Here is a 17,229-nt window from a genome sequence, read left to right as displayed (position 1 = left end):
CCAATGAAAACAACAACACTGCACTTTTCACTGAGCCTCTTCACCCTGGGCATCTGCCACGCGGCCCTGGCGGCCGATCCGCCGCCTGCCAGCAGTGTGGAGCTGGCGCCCATGACGATTCAGGGCGACGTTCTTGGCGCGGCCAGCGACCAGGAAGTCCGTACCTATGCCGGCAGTCGCAGCGTGATCGATTCCAGCGACCTGAAAAAAGCCAGCGCCCGCGGTCTGGACGATGCGCTGCAGCGAGTGCCCGGGATCAAGATTTTTGACGAGACCGGCACCGGGGCCTTGCCGCAAATTTCCGTGCGCGGTCTGTATGAGAGCCGCAGCGGTCGCATCCAGGCCCTGTCCGATGGCATTCCCCTGGCCCTGGCGCCTTACGGCCAGACCGGGCTTTCGCTGTTTCCAATGACCATGGCCACGGTCGATCGTGTGGATATCGTGCGCGGGGGCGCAGCGGTGCAATACGGTCCGAACAACGTCGGCGGGGTGATCAACTTCATCAGCAAGCCGATCCCCCGCGAGTGGGAAACCACCCTGCAGGAAAAGACCACGTTCAACGTGGGCGGGCGCCAGTTGTGGGACACCTATGTGGGCACCGGCGGCTACCTGACCGACAACTTCGGCCTGCAACTGGACATCAACACCCTGAGCGGCTCCTACGGTCGTGAGCACTCCGATACCGATGTGCAGAACTACCGTTTGCGCGGCCAGTGGAACATCGACGACGACCGCGACCTGAGCTTCGGTATCCAGCACTACAAGGCCGACATGGACCTGGCCGGCGCGCTCAGCGTCAAGGACTACAAGGACGACCCGCGCCAGTCGACCCGCCCGCTGGACCGCTTCGAGGGTGACACCGATCGCGTCTGGGGCACTTACACCCAGCGACTGGGCGCAATCGGGCCATTTGACTCGGTGGAGTTCAGCTGGACCAACTTTGCCCACAACAGCTATCGCAACTTTGTGGTCGGCTTGCCGTTCACTCCGGACGGTACAGCGGTGACCAAGCAGGACGGCCCGCGTGACTTCAAGGTCTGGGGTACGGAGCCGCGCATCAGTGCCACCATCGATGGCGACACCGTCGGCCAGACCTGGCTGCTCGGTGCCCGGTATGTCAGCGAAGACATCAGTTACAAGGTCAACCGCGAGAGCCTGGCCACCGGCGTCACCGCGCCGTTTCGCGACTGGAAGTTCGATGACAGCGCTCGCGCCTTTTATATCAGCAACGCCATCAGCCTGTTCGATCGCCGCCTGACCATCACCCCGGGCGCGCGCTATGAGAATGCGCGCATGAATTACAGCGACGGCATTACCGGCTTCGAGCGCGAGAACAAGTCTGAAGAGTGGTTGCCGGGCCTGACCGTGGGTTACCAGGCCAACGAGGCCTGGTATGTCTACGCCAACGCCCAGAAGTCCCTGCGTCCGCCCCAGGTCACGCAGATCGTCAAGGAAGGCGCCGTGGGTGCCGAACTGGCGTGGAACTACGAGACCGGCGTGCGATATACCCCGTGGGACGGCATGCGTGTCGACTTCAACCTGTACCGCATCGACTTCGACGACCAGATTGCATACAACGCGACCACCGACCGTTTCGACAACCTGGGCAGCACCCGTCACCAGGGCTTCGAGACCGATATTTTCTGGACGCCGCAGGCCATGCGTGACCTGGACTTGCATGCCGGCTATGCCTATCTCGACGCCAAGCAGCGCAACGGTACCTACAAGGGCAACGAGGTGCCGTATTCCTCGCGCAACCAGTTTCTGGTGGATGCCCGCTACCGTTTTGCTGAGCACTGGACCTACAACCTTGATGGCCTGTACATCAGCAAGGCCTACACCGATGCGGCCAATACCCGAGAAGAAAATGCCTCTGCCAGTGTGGGCGAGCTGCCTGCCTACTGGGTGTGGAATACCGCCATCGAGCGTGAATTCCCGCTGGCCGACAAGAGCGTCCTGACCGCCTCGGCGGGCATCAGCAACCTGTTTAACCGCGAATACTACTTCCGCGGGATCGACACCAGCCCGTGGGGTCGTCAAGCCGCGCCTGAGCGTTCGCTCACCCTAGGCGTCAACTACCGCTTCTAAACCGCGCACACGCGCCCCTTAACCAGTTGCCCGAGCCTGCGGGACGGGCAACTGTTGCCCCCAGGAAAGTGCCATGCAACGTCCATTCGTCATCCTTGCTCACGTCGCACACCCAGCCATTCTCGAGGGCTTTTTGCCTGCCGCACACAAGCGCGGCCTGCCGATCGTGGTGATTACCGACCATGCTCAGGAACACCGGCGCCTGCTCGCCACGTCGCCGATTTCGCCTGACCAGCTCCAGGTTATCGAGTGTGATGTGTTCAACCCGCTGGCGGTGATCGAGAGCCTCAATGCCCAGGGATTGCGCCCGGTGGCCGTGTTCTCCAACAGCGATCACCTGCAAACCGCGACGGCGATAGTGGCAGAAGCCTTCGAGTGCCCGGGCAAAGACTGGCGGCTGTGTTACGCCGCGAAAAACAAGGCAGCCATGCGTGAGCGCATGCAGCGTCTGGGGTTGCCCGGGCCGTGGTTCCAGGTGCTGGGCGCGAACACCGAACTGCCGGACGATGCGCCGTGGCCGGTGGTGGCCAAGCCGCGGGAAGGGGTGGCCAGCCTGGACGTGCGCCTGTGCCATAACGCCGCCGAGCTGAGGGCTTACTGCGAGCAGTTCTGGCAGCAACAACCGGACCGCGCGCTCTTGCTCGAAGCCTATATGGCTGGCCCATTGTTCACCCTCGAGACCCTGGGCGACGGGCGCAACCTGCAAGCCATCGGCGGCTTCGACGTGAGCCTGTCGGCCCCACCGCACTTCGTGGAACTGGCTGCACGCTGGAACGGCCAGCTCAGCTGCGTGCAGCGGGCTGCCGCGCTGGCACAGGTTGCTGCGTTTGGCGTCAATTTCGGCGTTTGTCACAGCGAGTTCATTCTCACGGCCCAAGGCCCGATGCTGGTGGAGATCAACTACCGCAGCATTGGCGATGGCCGCGAGTTCCTGCTCGATCGCCTGCTGCCACAGGGCTGGTTCGACCGTATCGTCGCCCTGCATCTGGGCCACAGCCTGATCGCAGCGCAACCGGCGCAAGCCCAGGCCACGGTGCATTACCTGGTGGCTGAGCGCCCGGGGCGCCTGGACCAGGCCAGCGCCAGTTTCAATGTCGAGTCCGAGAGCCACTGGTGTGATTATCGCGCGTTGCAGCATACCGGCGACACCGTCACCATCAGCCACTCCAACAAGGACTACGTTGGCGTATTGCGGTTGATCGCCGCGGATGACGTGAGCCTCGATGCCCACCTGAACTCGACCCTCAACGACTTGAAGTGGGTGGTGGCATGAGCCTGCAAGCAGACGCCGCCGATCAGGCATTCATTACCCGTCGCATCATCGATTGCTGCCTGCGTGAAGACATTCGCGGGGTGGTCAGCCAGGGGCTGATTGCGCAATTGCCCGAAGAACTGACCCATTATCTGCCGGCGCAGCCGGGCAACCACTGGCTGAGGATTGCCCATTTGGGCACTGACGAACTGTGGCTGCCGGTGGTGCGGGCGTATCCGTTGCAGGACTGGAGCGTGACTGGCGATGCCTGGATCCGGGTAGCGCCCCAGCAGTTGCCGCAGGTCCAGCGTGGCTACCCGCTGTGGCTGGGCCTACTGAGCCAGGGGCTGGATGAAGAAAGCCTCGGGTTGTTCGCGGCGTATCGGCAAGAGGCCGATTGCGCCACGCAACACCGGACCCTGTGCAAGCAAGCCTATCAGCGCAATGCCGCCGCACTCGGCGATGTTATCGGGCTCGAGCACTGGTCGCAGCGCCTGTTGAAGATCGACCAGCTGGCCAGTTATCTGGACCACCCGTTCTACCCGACCGCGCGGGCCAAAAGCGGCTTCGATGACGCGGCCCTTGAAGGCTATGCGCCGGAGTTCGCGCCGCGTTTCGAACTCAACTGGCTGGCGATCCCCAAGCAGGCCCTGACCCTCACCAGTGCGCAGCCGCCGCATTGGCCGGGCTTTGAGGAGGTTGGCTTGCCAGCCACTTTGCACACCAGCCACTCACTGCTGCCGGTGCATCCGTTGACCTGGGCTGTGCTTGAGCAGTATGGCCTGCCTGATGGCGCGCTCAAGGCACCACGCACTGCCATGCAGGTCGAACCGACGTTGTCCGTGCGCACGCTGGTGTGCATTGATCACCCCCAGTGGCATATCAAGTTGCCATTGCTGGTCACCACCCTGGGGGCGCGCAATCTGCGCTTGATCAAGCCGAGCACCCTGTATGACGGCCACTGGTTTCAGACCACGCTGCTGGCCTTGGCCGAGCGTGATCCAGCGCTGGCATCGCGGTACCTGCATGTTGATGAAAAGCACGGTGGCCATGCTGCCCAAAGCCGCCATCTGGCCTATATCGTGCGTCGTTACCCGGCGGGCCTGGACCACACCACGCTGGTACCGGTGGCTGCGCTGGCCAGCCCGCTGGCTGATGGCCGGCTGTTCCTCGAGCAATTGGTCGAGCGCTTCTACGCAGGCTCCTTGCAGCATTGGCTGGATGATTATCTCGACCTGCTGTTGCAGGTTCATCTGCGGCTCTGGCTGCAATACGGCATCGCGCTGGAGGCCAACCAGCAGAACGCGGTGTTGATCTACGAGCAGGATCAGCCCGTGCGCCTGCTGATGAAGGACAACGATGCCGCTCGCCTGTGGCCGCAGCGCTTTGCCACGGCGTGCCCGGACCTGAGCGAATGGCCAGACGCCTTGCAGGATGAACGCATTCGCGTCGACAGCAGCCAGCCGTTGGCGGAAATGTTCTGCACCATCACCTTGCAACTGAACATGGTCGCCATTGTGGAGGCCATCGCGCAGGCGGGCCTGGACACGCGAGCCCGCCTGTATGGCACGCTGCGTCAGCGCCTGACGGCATGTCTGGGGCAACTCGAAGCCGAAGGCATCAACGTTGACGACGCACGCCGCTGGCTGCTCGACAGCCCCAGGCTGCCGGTCAAATACCTGCTCAGTGCCGGCAGCCTGTTCAGCAAGGCGCACTCGGGGGCCAGTGACATCAACAAGTTCTATGGCTACAGCGCGGCGAATTTCCTGCTGGAGGAGGTGGCATGCAGCGCCGTCTGATTGCCAGCGTGCTGCTGGGGCATTACCTGTCGGCCTTTACGGCCTTGGGTATTCCTTTGTACCTGCCGCGGATCCTCGCCGACCTGGCCCCTGATACCCCGGGCTGGGCCATCGGCGTGCTGTTTGTCCTGCCGACGCTGTGCACAGCCCTGGCCGCACCGCTCTGGGGGCGCTGGGCCGATCGCAACGGTTGCCGTATTTCGTTGTTGCGTGCCCATGCAGGGTTGTTTGCGGGGTTTCTGCTGGCGGGCTTTAGCCCCAATCTGGGGGTGTTTGTGTTGGCGTTGATCATCCAGGGCACTTTCGGCGGGGCGATGGCGGCGTCCAACGCCTACCTGTCGACCCAGTTCAAGGGCGGGGATCTGTCCCGGGCCTTGAACTGGACGCAGTATTCGGCACGCCTGGCGATGATCAGCGGTCCGATCCTGTTGGGGCTGCTGACCTCGCAAGGCTTGGGCATCAACCTGTACAGCTGGCTGGCCTGGCTGCCGTTGCTGGCCTTCGTGCTGGTGCTGCCGTTGCCCAATGACACGCCCAGGCATGCCCTGGACCGTAAGAAACCCGAGGCCTTGAGCGAACTTCCGGCAGACATGACACGGCTGCTGGCGGTGCAGTTTTTGTTCAGTTTCGCCATGGTCGTGACATTTCCCTATTTCATGCCCTTCGGCGAGCAGTTGGGGATTGGCAGCGACACCTTGATCGGTGTGCTCTACAGCCTGCCCCATGTGGTGTACCTGCTGGCCTTGCCCTGGGTCCACAAGCACCCGGGCAACCTGCTGTTACCAGGGCTGGCGCTGCTGGCCGTCAGCAATGCCCTGCAATTCTGGAGCGTGCAGGCCGAGCCGTTGTTTGCTCTGCGCCTGCTCAGTGGGGCGGGCATGCTGCTCAGCTTTGTCGGCCTGCATCGCTGCCTGAGCCAGCGCAGCCGCCAGGGCAGTGCAGGGCGCCTGTTCGGCTGGTTCGACTCCAGTGGCAAATGGGCCGGCACGGCTGCCGGTGTCACGGCCGCCGTGGTCAGTCAGGCCTGCGGCATCGCATCACCCTTTCTTGTTGCGTGCCTGGCGGCCCTGGCGGCCTTGGTAATCGCACGCCCTCTATTGATGACTTCCCGGGAGATTCCGGCATGACGATCACCCTTAATACTGCATCCCTGAACGACCATGCCCTGGATGGAGAGGCCCAGCGCCATGCCATCGAGTGCCTGCTCAACTGCTATTTGCGTGAATATGCCCTGCCGCGCAACGAAGCCAACCTGAACTATCAGGCACAGGACTTGCCGATGAGCCTGCGCCAGGCCAACGGTCGTTGCATCAGCCTGCGTCTGCCGGGTGGCCGGCTGGTGGTGCGCATCGACCGCGCCAGCCTGCTGGGACGCTGCCATTACATCGGCGCACCTTACTTCAAGGGCAACCAGCAAAGTTGGCGCCCCCTGGACGCCGAGGAGCTGGCCAGCCTGTTGTGTACGCCGCTCAGCGGTGTCGAGCGAGTTGGCGAAATGTTGCAACAAGTCGCCAACAGCCTGCAGATTACCCGAACCTTTCTGCGCCATGCCCGTCCGGCCAATGAGGTCACTGACAGCTTGCTGGCGTCCGAGCAACATCAATTGTGGGGCCATGCCCTGCATCCGACGCCGAAAAGCCGCGAGGGTATTTCCCATGACGCTTTGCTGGCCTGTTCGCCGGAGGTCGGGGCGCGCTTTCAATTGCACTGGTTCAAGGTTGATCCGCTGCTGATCCGTCATCAGGGCGAGAATCCGCGCAGCACCCTGCATCAGCTCTCGGGGCGCGACGACGCCTACCCGTGCCACCCCTGGGAAGTCGCCCGCATACTGGCCGACCCGATGGTGCAGCGTGCGCAGCAACAGGGCCTGATCGAGTACCTCGGGGTACTGGGGCTGGCCATGTACCCGACCTCGTCCGTGCGTACGCTTTACCACCCGCAACTGGCCTATTTCATGAAATTCTCGATGCATGTGCGGTTGACCAACTGCGTGCGCAAAAACGCCTGGTATGAGTTGGACAGCGCCGTAGCCTTGACCCGTCTGCTTGGGCCGATCATGGACGAACTGGCAACCCGGCAACCGGATTTTGTATTGATGCCCGAACCCGCCGCGACCAGCCTGGACCTCAGTGCCCTTGGTTCCCTGGAGGAGGCCCGCGAAGTCACCGAGTGTTTCGGCATCGTGTACCGGGCAAACCTGAGCGTGGCTGACCGCGAGCGCTATCAGCCGCAGGTGGCGATGGCACTGTTTACCTGGGATCAACAGGATCGAAGCGTCTGCCGTCAGCAGGTTCAGCGTTACGCTGACCGGGCTGGCTTGAGCATCGAACAGGCCACGTTGAACTGGCTGGATGCCTATGCCGCGAGGATGCTGGGCGGCGTCCTGTATTGCCTGTTCCGCCAGGGCATAGCGCTGGAGCCGCATTTGCAGAACACGGTGATCGGTTTCACCGAAGACGGCCTGCCTTGCCGGGTGTGGATTCGCGATCTGGAAGGGACCAAGCTGGTCCCGGAAATCTGGCCTGCCGAACGCCTGAGCGCGCTGGATGAGCGCACCCGGACCTCGGTCTACTACAGCGCGCAAAAGGCCTGGCAGCGGGTGGGTTACTGCGCTCTGGTAAACAATCTGGGAGAAGCGATTTTTCATCTGGCCAATGGCAGCGACACCTTGGAGCAACAGCTCTGGGGTCGCATTGCTGAACTGTTACAGGCCCAATCCCTGCAGCTCGGCCAGCCACAGCCACTGCTTGACCTGTGCGCCGGGGCAGCGTTTCCCAGCAAGGAAAACTTTATGACCCGCTTGATGATGCGTGCCGACCGAGAGGCCGGTTACACCTTGCTGCCCAGCCCGCTGGCAGTCATTGAAAAGAGCGAATGCGCATGACGCTTCCTGTAGCGGTCCGTCAACGTATCGAGCAGCTCAAGGCCGGGCACGAGGCGCCACTGTGTGCCTACATTTACGACCTGCCAGCCCTTGAGCAGCATGTAAAAGCGATGCGTCAGGCAATGCCCGAAAATTGCGAACTGTTCTACGCTGCCAAGGCCAACCCTGAAGCTCGGGTGCTGAAAACCCTGGCACCTTGGGTGGATGGATTTGAAGCTGCCTCGGGCGGTGAACTGACCTGGTTGCACGAGCAGTGCCCTGACCAGCCGCTGATCTTTGGTGGCCCTGGCAAGCTCGATCATGAACTGGATATTGCCCTGCAGTACCAGGTTTCAGCGTTTCATGTCGAGAGTGTCACCGAATTGCGCAGCCTGGCTCGCATCGCTGGCAAGCGGGGCGTACAGGCGCCGGTGATGCTGCGCCTGAATCTGAAGCTGGCCCGGGCACCTCAGAGCCGTTTGGTCATGGGCGGTAAACCCACACCGTTCGGCCTGGATGAAGAGGGGCTGGCCAGCGCCCTGCAAGTGTTGCGCGAAGAGCCGTCGCTGGAACTCAAGGGGCTGCATTTCCATCTGCTTTCCCATCAGTTGGATGTGGATGCGCACCTGGAGTTGATTCGCAGCTATTTACTGACCTTCCGCCAACTGTGTCGCGACCACGGCTTGCAACTGCCCCTCCTGAACGTCGGTGGCGGCATGGGGATCAACTATCAGGACGCAGCACAGTCGTTCGACTGGCCGAGGTTTTGCCTGGGCCTCAAGGGGTTGCTCGACGAGTACCCGATGGGCGCGACCCGTATCCGCTTTGAAATCGGCCGCTTTATCAGCGCTGCGTGCGGCTACTACGTCATGCAGGTGCTGGATATCAAAAGCAGCCACGGCGAGCTTTTCGCCATTGGCCGTGGCGGTACTCACCATTTTCGTACCCCGGCAGCCCAGGGCCATGACCATCCGTTCACGGTAGTGCGGGGCAATCAACCCGCACAGGTCAGCGATCAACGCGTCACCCTGGTAGGCCAGCTCTGTACGCCGAAAGACGTGCTTGCAAGGCAGCAACCGGTCGCGCAACTGGCGATGGGTGACCTGCTGGTATTCACCTTGGCGGGGGCTTATGCCTGGAACATCTCGCATCAGAATTTCCTGATGCATGAACCGCCGTTGAAGGCTTTTATCGAGGGTTGATTGCACGCAGCTGGCAGCCCAATGGCTGCCAGTTGTAAAAGCCAAGAGGGCTATTGGCTCAGAAGGACCTCGCTCAGGAACTCATAGCCCATTTTGATTGCGGGCACGCTGATGCAAACAAAAAGAATGCCGAACTGCCACTGAACAATCTTGTTGTGGGCTTCCAGTGTCGAGATTGAGGTACGCAGTTCTACGCCTTGTTCCCTTATGGACGAGCGAAGCTCGGCACTTTGCTCCCTGATCAGAGCGCGCATCTCTGCGCCCAGCTCTGAAATTGAAGCTTTAAGGTGTTTTTCTGTCTGTGCAAGATCAGATTTGGATGCGAGTTTTTCCACATCACACTCCCAGGCATCAACAACTGCCTTGGCTTTGTTTGAGGGCATGCTGATCGATGTCAGCGCGTCATACAGGGTGATCGACAGCTTCATTTCGCCTCCTGCGATTGGCAACTGCGCAAAGGTCTCCACCTGATGGCAGGGACGGGTCCAAACCAAATAGTCTGCTTAACCCGCCAAACAATAAAGTCAGCCGTTTCTGTCAGTGATGTCAGCCGTCGACGACCCATAAAAAAGCCGCTGACAAGAGCGGCTTTTTTGCAGGTTATTTGGGACTTATCTGGGCAGAGAAGGCGCGGCAGGCTGCGGTGTCAGAATTTGCTCACTATGGGCGGGCAGCATTTCCCAGGCATCACGTGGTTCATCCAGGTCGCGGTTGAGGGTTTCCGGGGTTTTGAAGGTGGTATACAGGGTAATCAGCGTCAGCAGTGACAGGTAGCAGGCAATTGGCAACCAGGCGCCGATACCGGCGCTGGCGTCGCCATCATGGCTGGCCACGACCAGAGCGATGAGCCCGGCGCCAATTAATGGTGCTATGCCGCCAGCAATCACCGCAGAGGCTTCCCGGGCGATGGATACCCCCATATAGCGGTGGCGCGAGCCAAACAGCTCAGGCATCAGCGCCGCCTGGGTGCCAAACATGCCCCAGGTGCCGATGCCCAGGGCGATGGAGATGGCAATGATGCTGGCCACCACATTGCCCTGGCTCAGTACCCACCACACCGGGAACGCCAGTGCCAGTTGCAGCAGGGCAAAGGCCCTGTACACCACTACACGGCCAAAACGGTCGCTGAGCTTGCCCGCAATCGGCACGGTCAGCGCGCCCAGGCTGGCGGCGCAGATCAGTGTCAGTACGCCCACCGGCCCTTGCAGGCCGACCACGCCCACGATGTAACTCACTGCCAGGGCCTGGTAAATCGACGAACCGCCGTTTTCTCCCAGGCGCAGGCCGATGCCCAGCAGCAGCGTGGGTTTGGAATGTTTCATCGCGCTTTTGAGCGGGTTGTCGCACACGCGCTTAAGTGCCTTGAGGCGGATAAAGGTCGGCGATTCCTTGAGCGACAGGCGCATGTACAGGCCCAGGGCAACGATCACCACGCTGCTGAAAAACGGTATGCGCCACAGCCCGCTTTCGAGCACGTTGTCACTGCTGCTGATGACCGCAAAGTACACCAGTGCGGCAAGGATAGTGCCCAGTTGAATGCCAAGGAACGGCAGCGCCGCGTAGAAGCCGCGGCGGCCTTGCGGGGCGTACTCGGTCATCATTACCGCCGCACCGGCTTGTTCGGCACCCGCGCCCAGCCCCTGGAGCAGGCGCAGCACCACCAGCAGCACGGGGGCGAGGTAGCCGACCTGGCTGAAGGTGGGCAGGGCGCCAATCAGGGTGCTGGAAACGCCCATCAGCAGCACCGTGGAGGTGAGCACGAACTTGCGCCCCACGCGGTCGCCGATCATGCCGAACAGCACGCCGCCCAGCGGGCGGATCGCAAAGCCCAGGAAGTAGGTGCCAAAGCTGGCGATCAGGCTCATGGTGCGGGTTTGTTCAGGGAAGAACAGCGGGCCGAAAATCAGCGCGGCGGCCAGGGTGTAGAGGGCAAAGTCATAGTATTCCAGCGCGCTGCCCAGGGAGCAGGCCCAGGCGGCCCGGTGCAGGTCTTTCTTGGGGGCTTGGGTTTCGGGGACCAGGTCAATATCAGATGAACCATGTTCGTGAGTCATGTTGGTACCTTCTGGTAGGTGCCTTTACGGCATCTTGTTATCGATAGGCAGCAGATTTTTTACAGATTCAACCTCTGTATTTCCTCGAGCATGGCCTGCTCCATGATGTCGATGGGCGCCTCCATGCCGGTGTACAACTCGATTTGCCGACAGGCCTGATGCACCAGCATGCGCGTGCCGGACACGGTGCAGCAGCCCAGCTCGGCGGCCTGCAGCAGCAGGGCGGTGCGCACGGGCATAAAGGCGACGTCCATGACAATCAGGTGGCTGGCCAGTAGCCCGTCCAGCGGGTTGCTGTCAGGTTGCTTGAAGCCCACGCTGGTGGCGTTGATCACGATGTCAAAATCCTGCGCGGCGAAGGCCTCGACACTGCCGCCCCAGTGCGCGCCCAGGTCTGAGCTCAGGACCTTGCCCCGTTCGCTGCTGCGGTTGAACACTGTGACCCGGGCTGCCGCTTGCAGGCAGCCATAGACTACGGCCCGTGCTGCACCCCCCGCGCCGATCACGGCAACCCGCTGGTTATTGAGCTCGCAGACTTCCTGCAGGGCGCGCACCGCGCCCAGGTAATCGGTGTTGTAGCCGGTGAGTACACCGTCGACATTATTGATGGTGTTGACCGCGCCAATGACCAGCGCGTTCTCATCGATCGCGTCCAGATGCTCCATCACCACGGTTTTGTAGGGCATGGACACGTTCATCCCGCGCACACCCAATGTGCGGATGGCCGCGACGCCTGCAACCGGATCTTCGATGCCAAAACAGACAAAGGTGTAGTCCAGGCCCAGGGCGGCGTAGGCCGCGTTGTGGATTTTTGCGGAGAGGGAAAAGGGTGAGCCCATGATCGAACCGCACAGGGTTGGCAGGGACTGGGGCATGCGTGCCTCCTTGTATTGGATTTATGAGTGGGGCAATAAGCCCACTTTCAACCCCTCCTGCGCCGTGTGCCAATCGTATATGGTGATGTTGTGATCACGGATACTGATCACCATCTGATTCCGGGCGATTGTCGATGTGTGCAAGCACATTGAGCCTCTCCCGGTGTTATGGTGCTGAATCCTTCCTGCCAACGGATTTGTTGTGATGACTACACCGCGTGCTGCTGTCGGCCCGATCAAGGCCGTGATTTTCGATATGGACGGGTTACTGCTGGATACCGAGGGCATCTACACCGAAGTTACGCAGATCATCGCCGAACGTTACGGTCGCACTTATGACTGGAGCATCAAGCAGCACATCATTGGTCGCGGCGCTCTGGACCTGGCCGAATTTCTGGTCAAGGCGCTGGAATTGCCGATCACCGCGCAGGAATTCCTGGTTATCCGCGAACCGCTACTAAAAGAGCGCTTCCCCAAAGCCGCGGGTATGCCGGGTGCCGAGGCGCTGGTGCGGCATTTGAAGGCCCACAATATCCCGATAGCAGTAGGTACCAGTTCGTCGCAGCATTCATTTGCGCACAAGACCACCTTGCATGGTGAGTGGTTTGACCTGTTTGACACCATCGTCACTGCTGATGACCCTGAAGTGGGCGCGGCCAAGCCTGCGCCGGATATCTTCCTCACGGCAGCACGGCGCCTGGGCGTTGCGCCCGGGCAGTGCCTTGTGTTTGAAGATTCGCCCTTCGGCGTGACGGCGGCAAAAGCCGCCGGCATGACCGCCATAGCCGTGCCGGATGAAGCGATGGCCGACAGCAAGTACGCGCATGCCGACCTGATCATTCGCCAGCTGGCCGATTTTGATCTGGCGGCTTATGGCTTGCCGCCGATGCGCTGAGTGCAAGCAAACACTTTGTAGTCGTTGACGAACGTCGCCTTGCTCCGCTCGTCAACGGCTACAGGGGTCACTGCACCGGCAGTTTTTCCAGCGCTGCACGCAATTGGTCAGCGCTGGCAAACTCTTGCTGCGACACCAGTTTGCCGTCGTCCAGTTGCAGCCACAGCACCTTGTCTTCGGCGCCCGGATAGTTGGCAGCCACCTTGCCGTCGCGGTCGAGCACCACGCGGTAGCTGTAGTCACGCATGGCCGGGATGGCGATAAATTTGCCGATCAGCGAAGGCATGCGCTGCACATCGGCAAGGAACACCACATTGCGTGCCTCCAGATAGCCCTTGGCCTGGTTCTCCAGTGCGGCCTTGACCAGTTTTGAGCCGTCCATATTGCGTGCTACCAGCAGCACCCGGGTTTTCTCGTTAAGGGTGTAGGGCTGGTCGTGCTGATCCTGCAAGGTCCACGGCGTCAGGCGCTCGCCGATATTCGCGGCCTGGGCCAGCATGGAAAAAGCGCTCAACAGCAGCACAAGTGCAATTTTCACCGTTCGATACCCCTTCAGTTAACTAGGTCTGGCCTGACAGGTTTCAGGCAGGGCCGGTATGGTATCCCACAGCGTCAGGTAAAAGGTCTGAGACGCATTTAGCTACAAAATGCTCTAAGGTTAAGCGCAACCGGCCCAAGGAACTGCACTGATGACGCGTCTGACAGCGAAAGACTTTGCCCCCGAATTGCTTGAGCTCTATGACTACTACGCCCACGGCACCATCAACCGCCGCGAGTTTCTTGACCGTGCTGCGGTGTTCGCCCTGGGTACGACGGCGTTATCGTTGCTGACGGCGTTGAGTCCTGACTATGCACTCGCCGAGCAGGTTTCTTTTACCGACCCGGATATTGTTGCCGAGTACATCCTGTACCCGTCGCCCAAGGGTAACGGCCAGGTGCGTGGTTATCTGGTGCGGCCAGCCAAGGCCACCGGCAAGCTGCCGGCCGTGGTGGTGGTGCATGAGAATCGCGGGCTGAATCCGTATATCGAAGATGTGGCCCGGCGCCTGGGCAAGGCGGGGTTTATTGCCCTGGCACCCGATGGCCTGACGTCGGTGGGTGGTTACCCCGGCAATGACGAGCAAGGCCTGGCGCTGCAGCAGAAAGTTGACCCGACCAAGCTGATGAATGACTTTTTCGCGGCGGTGGAGTGGTTGATGCACCACGATGCAAGCACTGGCAAGGTGGGCATTACCGGGTTCTGCTATGGCGGCGGGGTGGCTAATGCGGCAGCAGTGGCCTACCCGGAGCTGGGGGCGGCGGTGTCGTTTTACGGACGCCAGCCGGGGGCTGATGAGGCCAGCCGTATCCAGGCACCGCTCATGCTGCACTACGCCGGGCTGGATACGCGCATCAATGAAGGCTGGCCAGCCTTTGAACAGGCGTTGAAGGCCAACGGCAAAGTCTATGAGGCGCATATCTACCCGGGGGTGAACCACGGCTTTCACAACGACTCCACGCCCCGTTACGACGAAGCCGCCGCCACCCTGGCCTGGAACAGAACCCTGGGTTGGTTCACCAAGTACCTGGCGTAGCGCTTAGCTGTTTTTTTTACGCAGGCTTTTGAGCCGTGCGCTGGCGCGCTGCACGGCGGCCATTTTTTCCGGGCGCTTCATGCCCCGCCATTTGCGGATGTCTTCCTTGGTACGCCCGCAACTCACGCACAAGTCGCCGCTAAGCTGGCAAACCGCAATGCACGGGTTTTCGATGTCTTTTGCCACGGCTCAGTTCTTCTGGGCCAGACGTTTTGGCCAGTTGCCGCCACAGCTGCGCTGGCATTCTTCTTCCGAGTCGAAATACACATGGGCCGAGCCGTTGCGTACCTTGACCCCGGCATCCGCCAATGCCTGGGCCGTCAGTTCCCCCATAAAGCGCGCCTCGCCATCGGCCAGGGCGAAGTCTTTGCTGGCTTGCGTATCGAACACCCAGATCACCTTGAGGCTGGCCGGGAAGGCTTCGTAGTCGACCACATGGGTCAGCCAGGCAAACCCCGGGATCTGTGATTTGGCCGTTTCACAGGCCTCGGTCAGTGAGGTGATCAGGCGACGTTCGATCTGTGCCTGGGTGCGTTTGCTTAGAGACATGGGTGAATCCTGTTGATAGGCGGGGCAAAGCCGTGATTATACCTGAGCGCGGGGCTTGGCTACTGCTGCTTCGCCCAGAGTGCCACCTGAGGTAGAATGTCGCGGTTGAACGGCTGGCCGCCCTGGAGCGTCATGTCCACGCAGGTTCCCCGGAAGGAACCGCGAGCAGGCCGGACATCAAGGGAGTCGCATCTGCTGTACCCAAAATGTTACCCAAGTAGCTGAAGCCAAGACCAACAAGAGATCAGCGCCCAAGGTACATGAAGTGAGGTCTGTAACGTGCACAGGCCTTATATATCTGCCCGTTCGGGGCTTGAAGCTGGTTCGATTGCAGGTGACCGTCTGCAGTGGGCCAGGCAACTTCAGGCACTGCGTGCCGGGCAGATGGCGTTTTATCTTAGGTACTACAACATGTTAAAAAAAATGAACAAGGGGCTACTGGGCCTGGCGCTGACCATGGGGATTACCTCCGTGCAAGCGGCAGAACCAAAACACGTGGATGTACTGCTGATCGGCGGCGGCATCATGAGCGCTACTCTGGGTGTCTGGCTCAATGAGCTGGAACCCGGCATGTCCATGGAGATGATCGAACGTCTCGATGGCGTTGCCCTGGAAAGCTCCAATGGCTGGAACAACGCAGGTACCGGTCACTCGGCCCTGGCAGAGTTGAACTACACGCCAGAAGACAAGAACGGCAACGTTGAAATCCCGAAGGCCATTGAAATCAATGAAGCTTTCCAGGTCTCGCGCCAGTTCTGGTCGTGGCAGGTCAAGAACGGCGTGCTGAAAGATCCGCGCTCGTTCATCAACTCCACGCCGCACATGAGCTTTGTGTGGGGCGACGACAACATCAAGTTCCTGAAAAAGCGCTACGAAGCCCTGCAAGCCAGCCCTCTGTTCGCGGGCATGCAGTACTCCGAAGACCCGGTGCAGATCAAGAAGTGGGTTCCGTTGATGATGGAAGGGCGTGATCCCAACCAGAAAGTCGCGGCTACCTGGTCTCCGATCGGTACTGACGTGAACTTCGGCGAAATCACACGCCAGTTCGCGGCTTACCTGCAAACCAAGCCTAACTTCTCGCTGAAACTGTCGAGCGAAGTTGAAGACATCAAGCGCAATGAAGATGGTTCGTGGCGCGTGGTGTACAAAAACCTGAAGGACGGCACTAAAACCGAAACTGACGCCAAGTTCGTGTTTATCGGCGCTGGCGGCGGTGCCCTGCACCTGCTGCAGAAATCCGGCATTCCTGAAGCCAAGGAATACGCAGGCTTCCCGGTTGGCGGCTCGTTCCTGGTGACCGATAACCCGACTGTTGCCGAGCAGCATCTGGCCAAGGCCTACGGCAAGGCTTCGGTTGGCGCGCCACCGATGTCGGTTCCGCACCTGGACACCCGCGTGCTGGATGGCAAGCGCGTCATCCTGTTTGGCCCGTTCGCAACCTTCTCCACCAAGTTCCTGAAAGAAGGTTCGTACTTCGACCTGCTGACCAGCACGACTACTCACAACATCTGGCCAATGACCAAAGTCGGTATCGAACAGTACCCGCTGGTTGAATACCTGGCCGGTCAGCTGATGCTGTCGGACGAAGACCGCTTCAATGCTCTGAAAGAGTACTTCCCCAACGCCAAGTCCGAAGACTGGCGCCTGTGGCAGGCCGGTCAGCGCGTGCAGATCATCAAGCGTGACGAAGAGAAGGGCGGCGTGTTGAAACTCGGTACCGAGATTGTCAGCGCCAAAGATGGCAGCATCGCCGGCCTGCTGGGCGCATCCCCGGGTGCCTCCACTGCGGCACCGATCATGCTGACCGTGCTTGAAACCGTGTTCAAGGACAAGGTTGCGACACCAGAATGGCAAGCCAAGCTGCACCAGATCGTGCCGAGCTATGGCACCAAGCTGAACGGCGATCCTGATCGCGTTGCTCAAGAGTGGGCCTACACGGCTGAAGTCCTGAAACTGACTCCACCACCGGCAATCCCGGCGGCGACTCACACTGCAACACCTGCTCAAGCGCCGGCCAAGCCTGCGCCAAGCAATCCAGCGGCTGACATGGCGCTGTAAAAAAAAACGGCCCCGCCCGA

Annotated in this window: 15 protein-coding genes; 9 read left to right on the top strand and 6 right to left on the bottom strand. The window is 60.8% G+C overall.

The window, feature by feature from the left end:
* Positions 1-3: 3 nt before the first annotated feature.
* The 6 genes from BFC21_RS07005 (at position 4) to BFC21_RS06980 (ending at position 9,204) form a co-directional block, all read left to right on the top strand.
* Positions 4-2,088 carry a TonB-dependent siderophore receptor gene (locus BFC21_RS07005; protein WP_095003656.1) on the top strand — a complete coding sequence of 695 codons (2,085 nt, stop codon included), beginning with the start codon at positions 4-6 and terminating at the stop codon, positions 2,086-2,088.
* Positions 2,089-2,161: 73 nt separating this feature from the next.
* Complete coding sequence (locus tag BFC21_RS07000) at positions 2,162-3,361, top strand: acetyl-CoA carboxylase biotin carboxylase subunit family protein (RefSeq protein WP_120265844.1); 1,200 nt, start codon at positions 2,162-2,164, stop codon at positions 3,359-3,361.
* Positions 3,358-5,139 carry an IucA/IucC family protein gene (locus BFC21_RS06995; RefSeq protein WP_088377560.1) on the top strand — a complete coding sequence of 594 codons (1,782 nt, stop codon included), beginning with the start codon at positions 3,358-3,360 and terminating at the stop codon, positions 5,137-5,139. The genes BFC21_RS07000 and BFC21_RS06995 overlap by 4 nt, the downstream gene beginning before the upstream one ends.
* Positions 5,124-6,266 (top strand): MFS transporter, encoded by a 1,143-nt coding sequence (locus tag BFC21_RS06990; RefSeq protein ID WP_088377559.1) that lies wholly within the window; start codon positions 5,124-5,126, stop codon positions 6,264-6,266. The genes BFC21_RS06995 and BFC21_RS06990 overlap by 16 nt, the downstream gene beginning before the upstream one ends.
* Positions 6,263-8,023 (top strand): IucA/IucC family siderophore biosynthesis protein, encoded by a 1,761-nt coding sequence (locus tag BFC21_RS06985; RefSeq protein ID WP_088377558.1) that lies wholly within the window; start codon positions 6,263-6,265, stop codon positions 8,021-8,023. Before BFC21_RS06990 ends, BFC21_RS06985 begins: the two co-directional genes overlap by 4 nt.
* Positions 8,020-9,204, top strand: coding sequence for a type III PLP-dependent enzyme (locus tag BFC21_RS06980; RefSeq protein ID WP_177342578.1), 1,185 nt, complete (start codon positions 8,020-8,022; stop codon positions 9,202-9,204). Before BFC21_RS06985 ends, BFC21_RS06980 begins: the two co-directional genes overlap by 4 nt.
* A gap of 50 nt (positions 9,205-9,254) precedes the next feature.
* Here BFC21_RS06980 and BFC21_RS06975 read toward each other — a convergent pair whose 3' ends face one another.
* The 3 genes from BFC21_RS06975 to aroE all read right to left on the bottom strand — a co-directional run bounded on the left by BFC21_RS06975 (position 9,255) and on the right by aroE (position 12,133).
* Positions 9,255-9,632: a DUF1640 domain-containing protein gene (locus BFC21_RS06975; protein WP_088377556.1), complete on the bottom strand. Its 378-nt coding sequence runs from the start codon at positions 9,630-9,632 to the stop codon at positions 9,255-9,257.
* Positions 9,633-9,815: 183 nt separating this feature from the next.
* A complete protein-coding gene (locus BFC21_RS06970) occupies positions 9,816-11,258 on the bottom strand; it encodes an MFS transporter (protein WP_120265843.1) in 1,443 nt (480 codons plus the stop codon).
* A gap of 59 nt (positions 11,259-11,317) precedes the next feature.
* On the bottom strand, positions 11,318-12,133 hold the full coding sequence (aroE, locus tag BFC21_RS06965; protein ID WP_088377554.1) for a shikimate dehydrogenase: 816 nt from the start codon (positions 12,131-12,133) through the stop codon (positions 11,318-11,320).
* Positions 12,134-12,338: 205 nt separating this feature from the next.
* Between aroE and BFC21_RS06960 the strand changes: the two genes are divergently transcribed.
* Entirely contained in the window at positions 12,339-13,028 is a 690-nt protein-coding gene (locus tag BFC21_RS06960; protein WP_088377553.1) for an HAD-IA family hydrolase, read from the top strand.
* Between the two features lie 67 nt (positions 13,029-13,095).
* On the opposite strand, the gene BFC21_RS06955 is transcribed toward BFC21_RS06960, so the two are convergent.
* Positions 13,096-13,566 (bottom strand): FAD/FMN-containing dehydrogenase, encoded by a 471-nt coding sequence (locus BFC21_RS06955; protein ID WP_120265842.1) that lies wholly within the window; start codon positions 13,564-13,566, stop codon positions 13,096-13,098.
* 151 nt (positions 13,567-13,717) lie between these two features.
* On the opposite strand from BFC21_RS06955, the gene yghX reads away from it, so the two are divergent.
* Positions 13,718-14,602 carry a YghX family hydrolase gene (gene yghX, locus BFC21_RS06950; RefSeq protein ID WP_088377551.1) on the top strand — a complete coding sequence of 295 codons (885 nt, stop codon included), beginning with the start codon at positions 13,718-13,720 and terminating at the stop codon, positions 14,600-14,602.
* A gap of 3 nt (positions 14,603-14,605) precedes the next feature.
* Here the strand turns inward: yghX and BFC21_RS06945 are convergent, their stop codons facing one another.
* Both BFC21_RS06945 and BFC21_RS06940 read right to left on the bottom strand, forming a co-directional pair.
* Positions 14,606-14,788, bottom strand: coding sequence for a DUF1289 domain-containing protein (locus BFC21_RS06945; RefSeq protein ID WP_016781168.1), 183 nt, complete (start codon positions 14,786-14,788; stop codon positions 14,606-14,608).
* Between the two features lie 3 nt (positions 14,789-14,791).
* Entirely contained in the window at positions 14,792-15,151 is a 360-nt protein-coding gene (locus BFC21_RS06940; RefSeq protein ID WP_088377550.1) for a hypothetical protein, read from the bottom strand.
* Between the two features lie 411 nt (positions 15,152-15,562).
* On the opposite strand from BFC21_RS06940, the gene mqo reads away from it, so the two are divergent.
* Complete coding sequence (mqo, locus tag BFC21_RS06935) at positions 15,563-17,209, top strand: malate dehydrogenase (quinone) (RefSeq protein ID WP_095003665.1); 1,647 nt, start codon at positions 15,563-15,565, stop codon at positions 17,207-17,209.
* Positions 17,210-17,229: the final 20 nt, after the last annotated feature.

The organism is Pseudomonas sp. TMW 2.1634, assembly GCF_001703595.1.
Lineage (GTDB): Bacteria > Pseudomonadota > Gammaproteobacteria > Pseudomonadales > Pseudomonadaceae > Aquipseudomonas > Aquipseudomonas fragi.
The sequence above is the reverse complement of the archived record's forward strand: the minus strand, read 5'-3'. Positions and strand labels throughout refer to the sequence as shown.

Excerpts from the sequence above, each read along its gene's own strand:
- mqo (WP_095003665.1), top strand. The coding sequence starts at position 15,563 with ATGTTAAAAAAAATGAACAAGGGGCTACTGGGCCTGGCGCTGACCATG.
- BFC21_RS06960 (WP_088377553.1), top strand. The coding sequence starts at position 12,339 with ATGACTACACCGCGTGCTGCTGTCGGCCCGATCAAGGCCGTGATTTTC.
- BFC21_RS06975 (WP_088377556.1), bottom strand. The coding sequence starts at position 9,632 with ATGAAGCTGTCGATCACCCTGTATGACGCGCTGACATCGATCAGCATG.
- yghX (WP_088377551.1), top strand. The coding sequence starts at position 13,718 with ATGACGCGTCTGACAGCGAAAGACTTTGCCCCCGAATTGCTTGAGCTC.
- BFC21_RS07000 (WP_120265844.1), top strand. The coding sequence starts at position 2,162 with ATGCAACGTCCATTCGTCATCCTTGCTCACGTCGCACACCCAGCCATT.
- BFC21_RS06990 (WP_088377559.1), top strand. The coding sequence starts at position 5,124 with ATGCAGCGCCGTCTGATTGCCAGCGTGCTGCTGGGGCATTACCTGTCG.
- BFC21_RS06980 (WP_177342578.1), top strand. The coding sequence starts at position 8,020 with ATGACGCTTCCTGTAGCGGTCCGTCAACGTATCGAGCAGCTCAAGGCC.
- BFC21_RS06995 (WP_088377560.1), top strand. The coding sequence starts at position 3,358 with ATGAGCCTGCAAGCAGACGCCGCCGATCAGGCATTCATTACCCGTCGC.
- BFC21_RS06985 (WP_088377558.1), top strand. The coding sequence starts at position 6,263 with ATGACGATCACCCTTAATACTGCATCCCTGAACGACCATGCCCTGGAT.
- aroE (WP_088377554.1), bottom strand. The coding sequence starts at position 12,133 with ATGCCCCAGTCCCTGCCAACCCTGTGCGGTTCGATCATGGGCTCACCC.
- BFC21_RS06970 (WP_120265843.1), bottom strand. The coding sequence starts at position 11,258 with ATGACTCACGAACATGGTTCATCTGATATTGACCTGGTCCCCGAAACC.
- BFC21_RS06940 (WP_088377550.1), bottom strand. The coding sequence starts at position 15,151 with ATGTCTCTAAGCAAACGCACCCAGGCACAGATCGAACGTCGCCTGATC.
- BFC21_RS07005 (WP_095003656.1), top strand. The coding sequence starts at position 4 with ATGAAAACAACAACACTGCACTTTTCACTGAGCCTCTTCACCCTGGGC.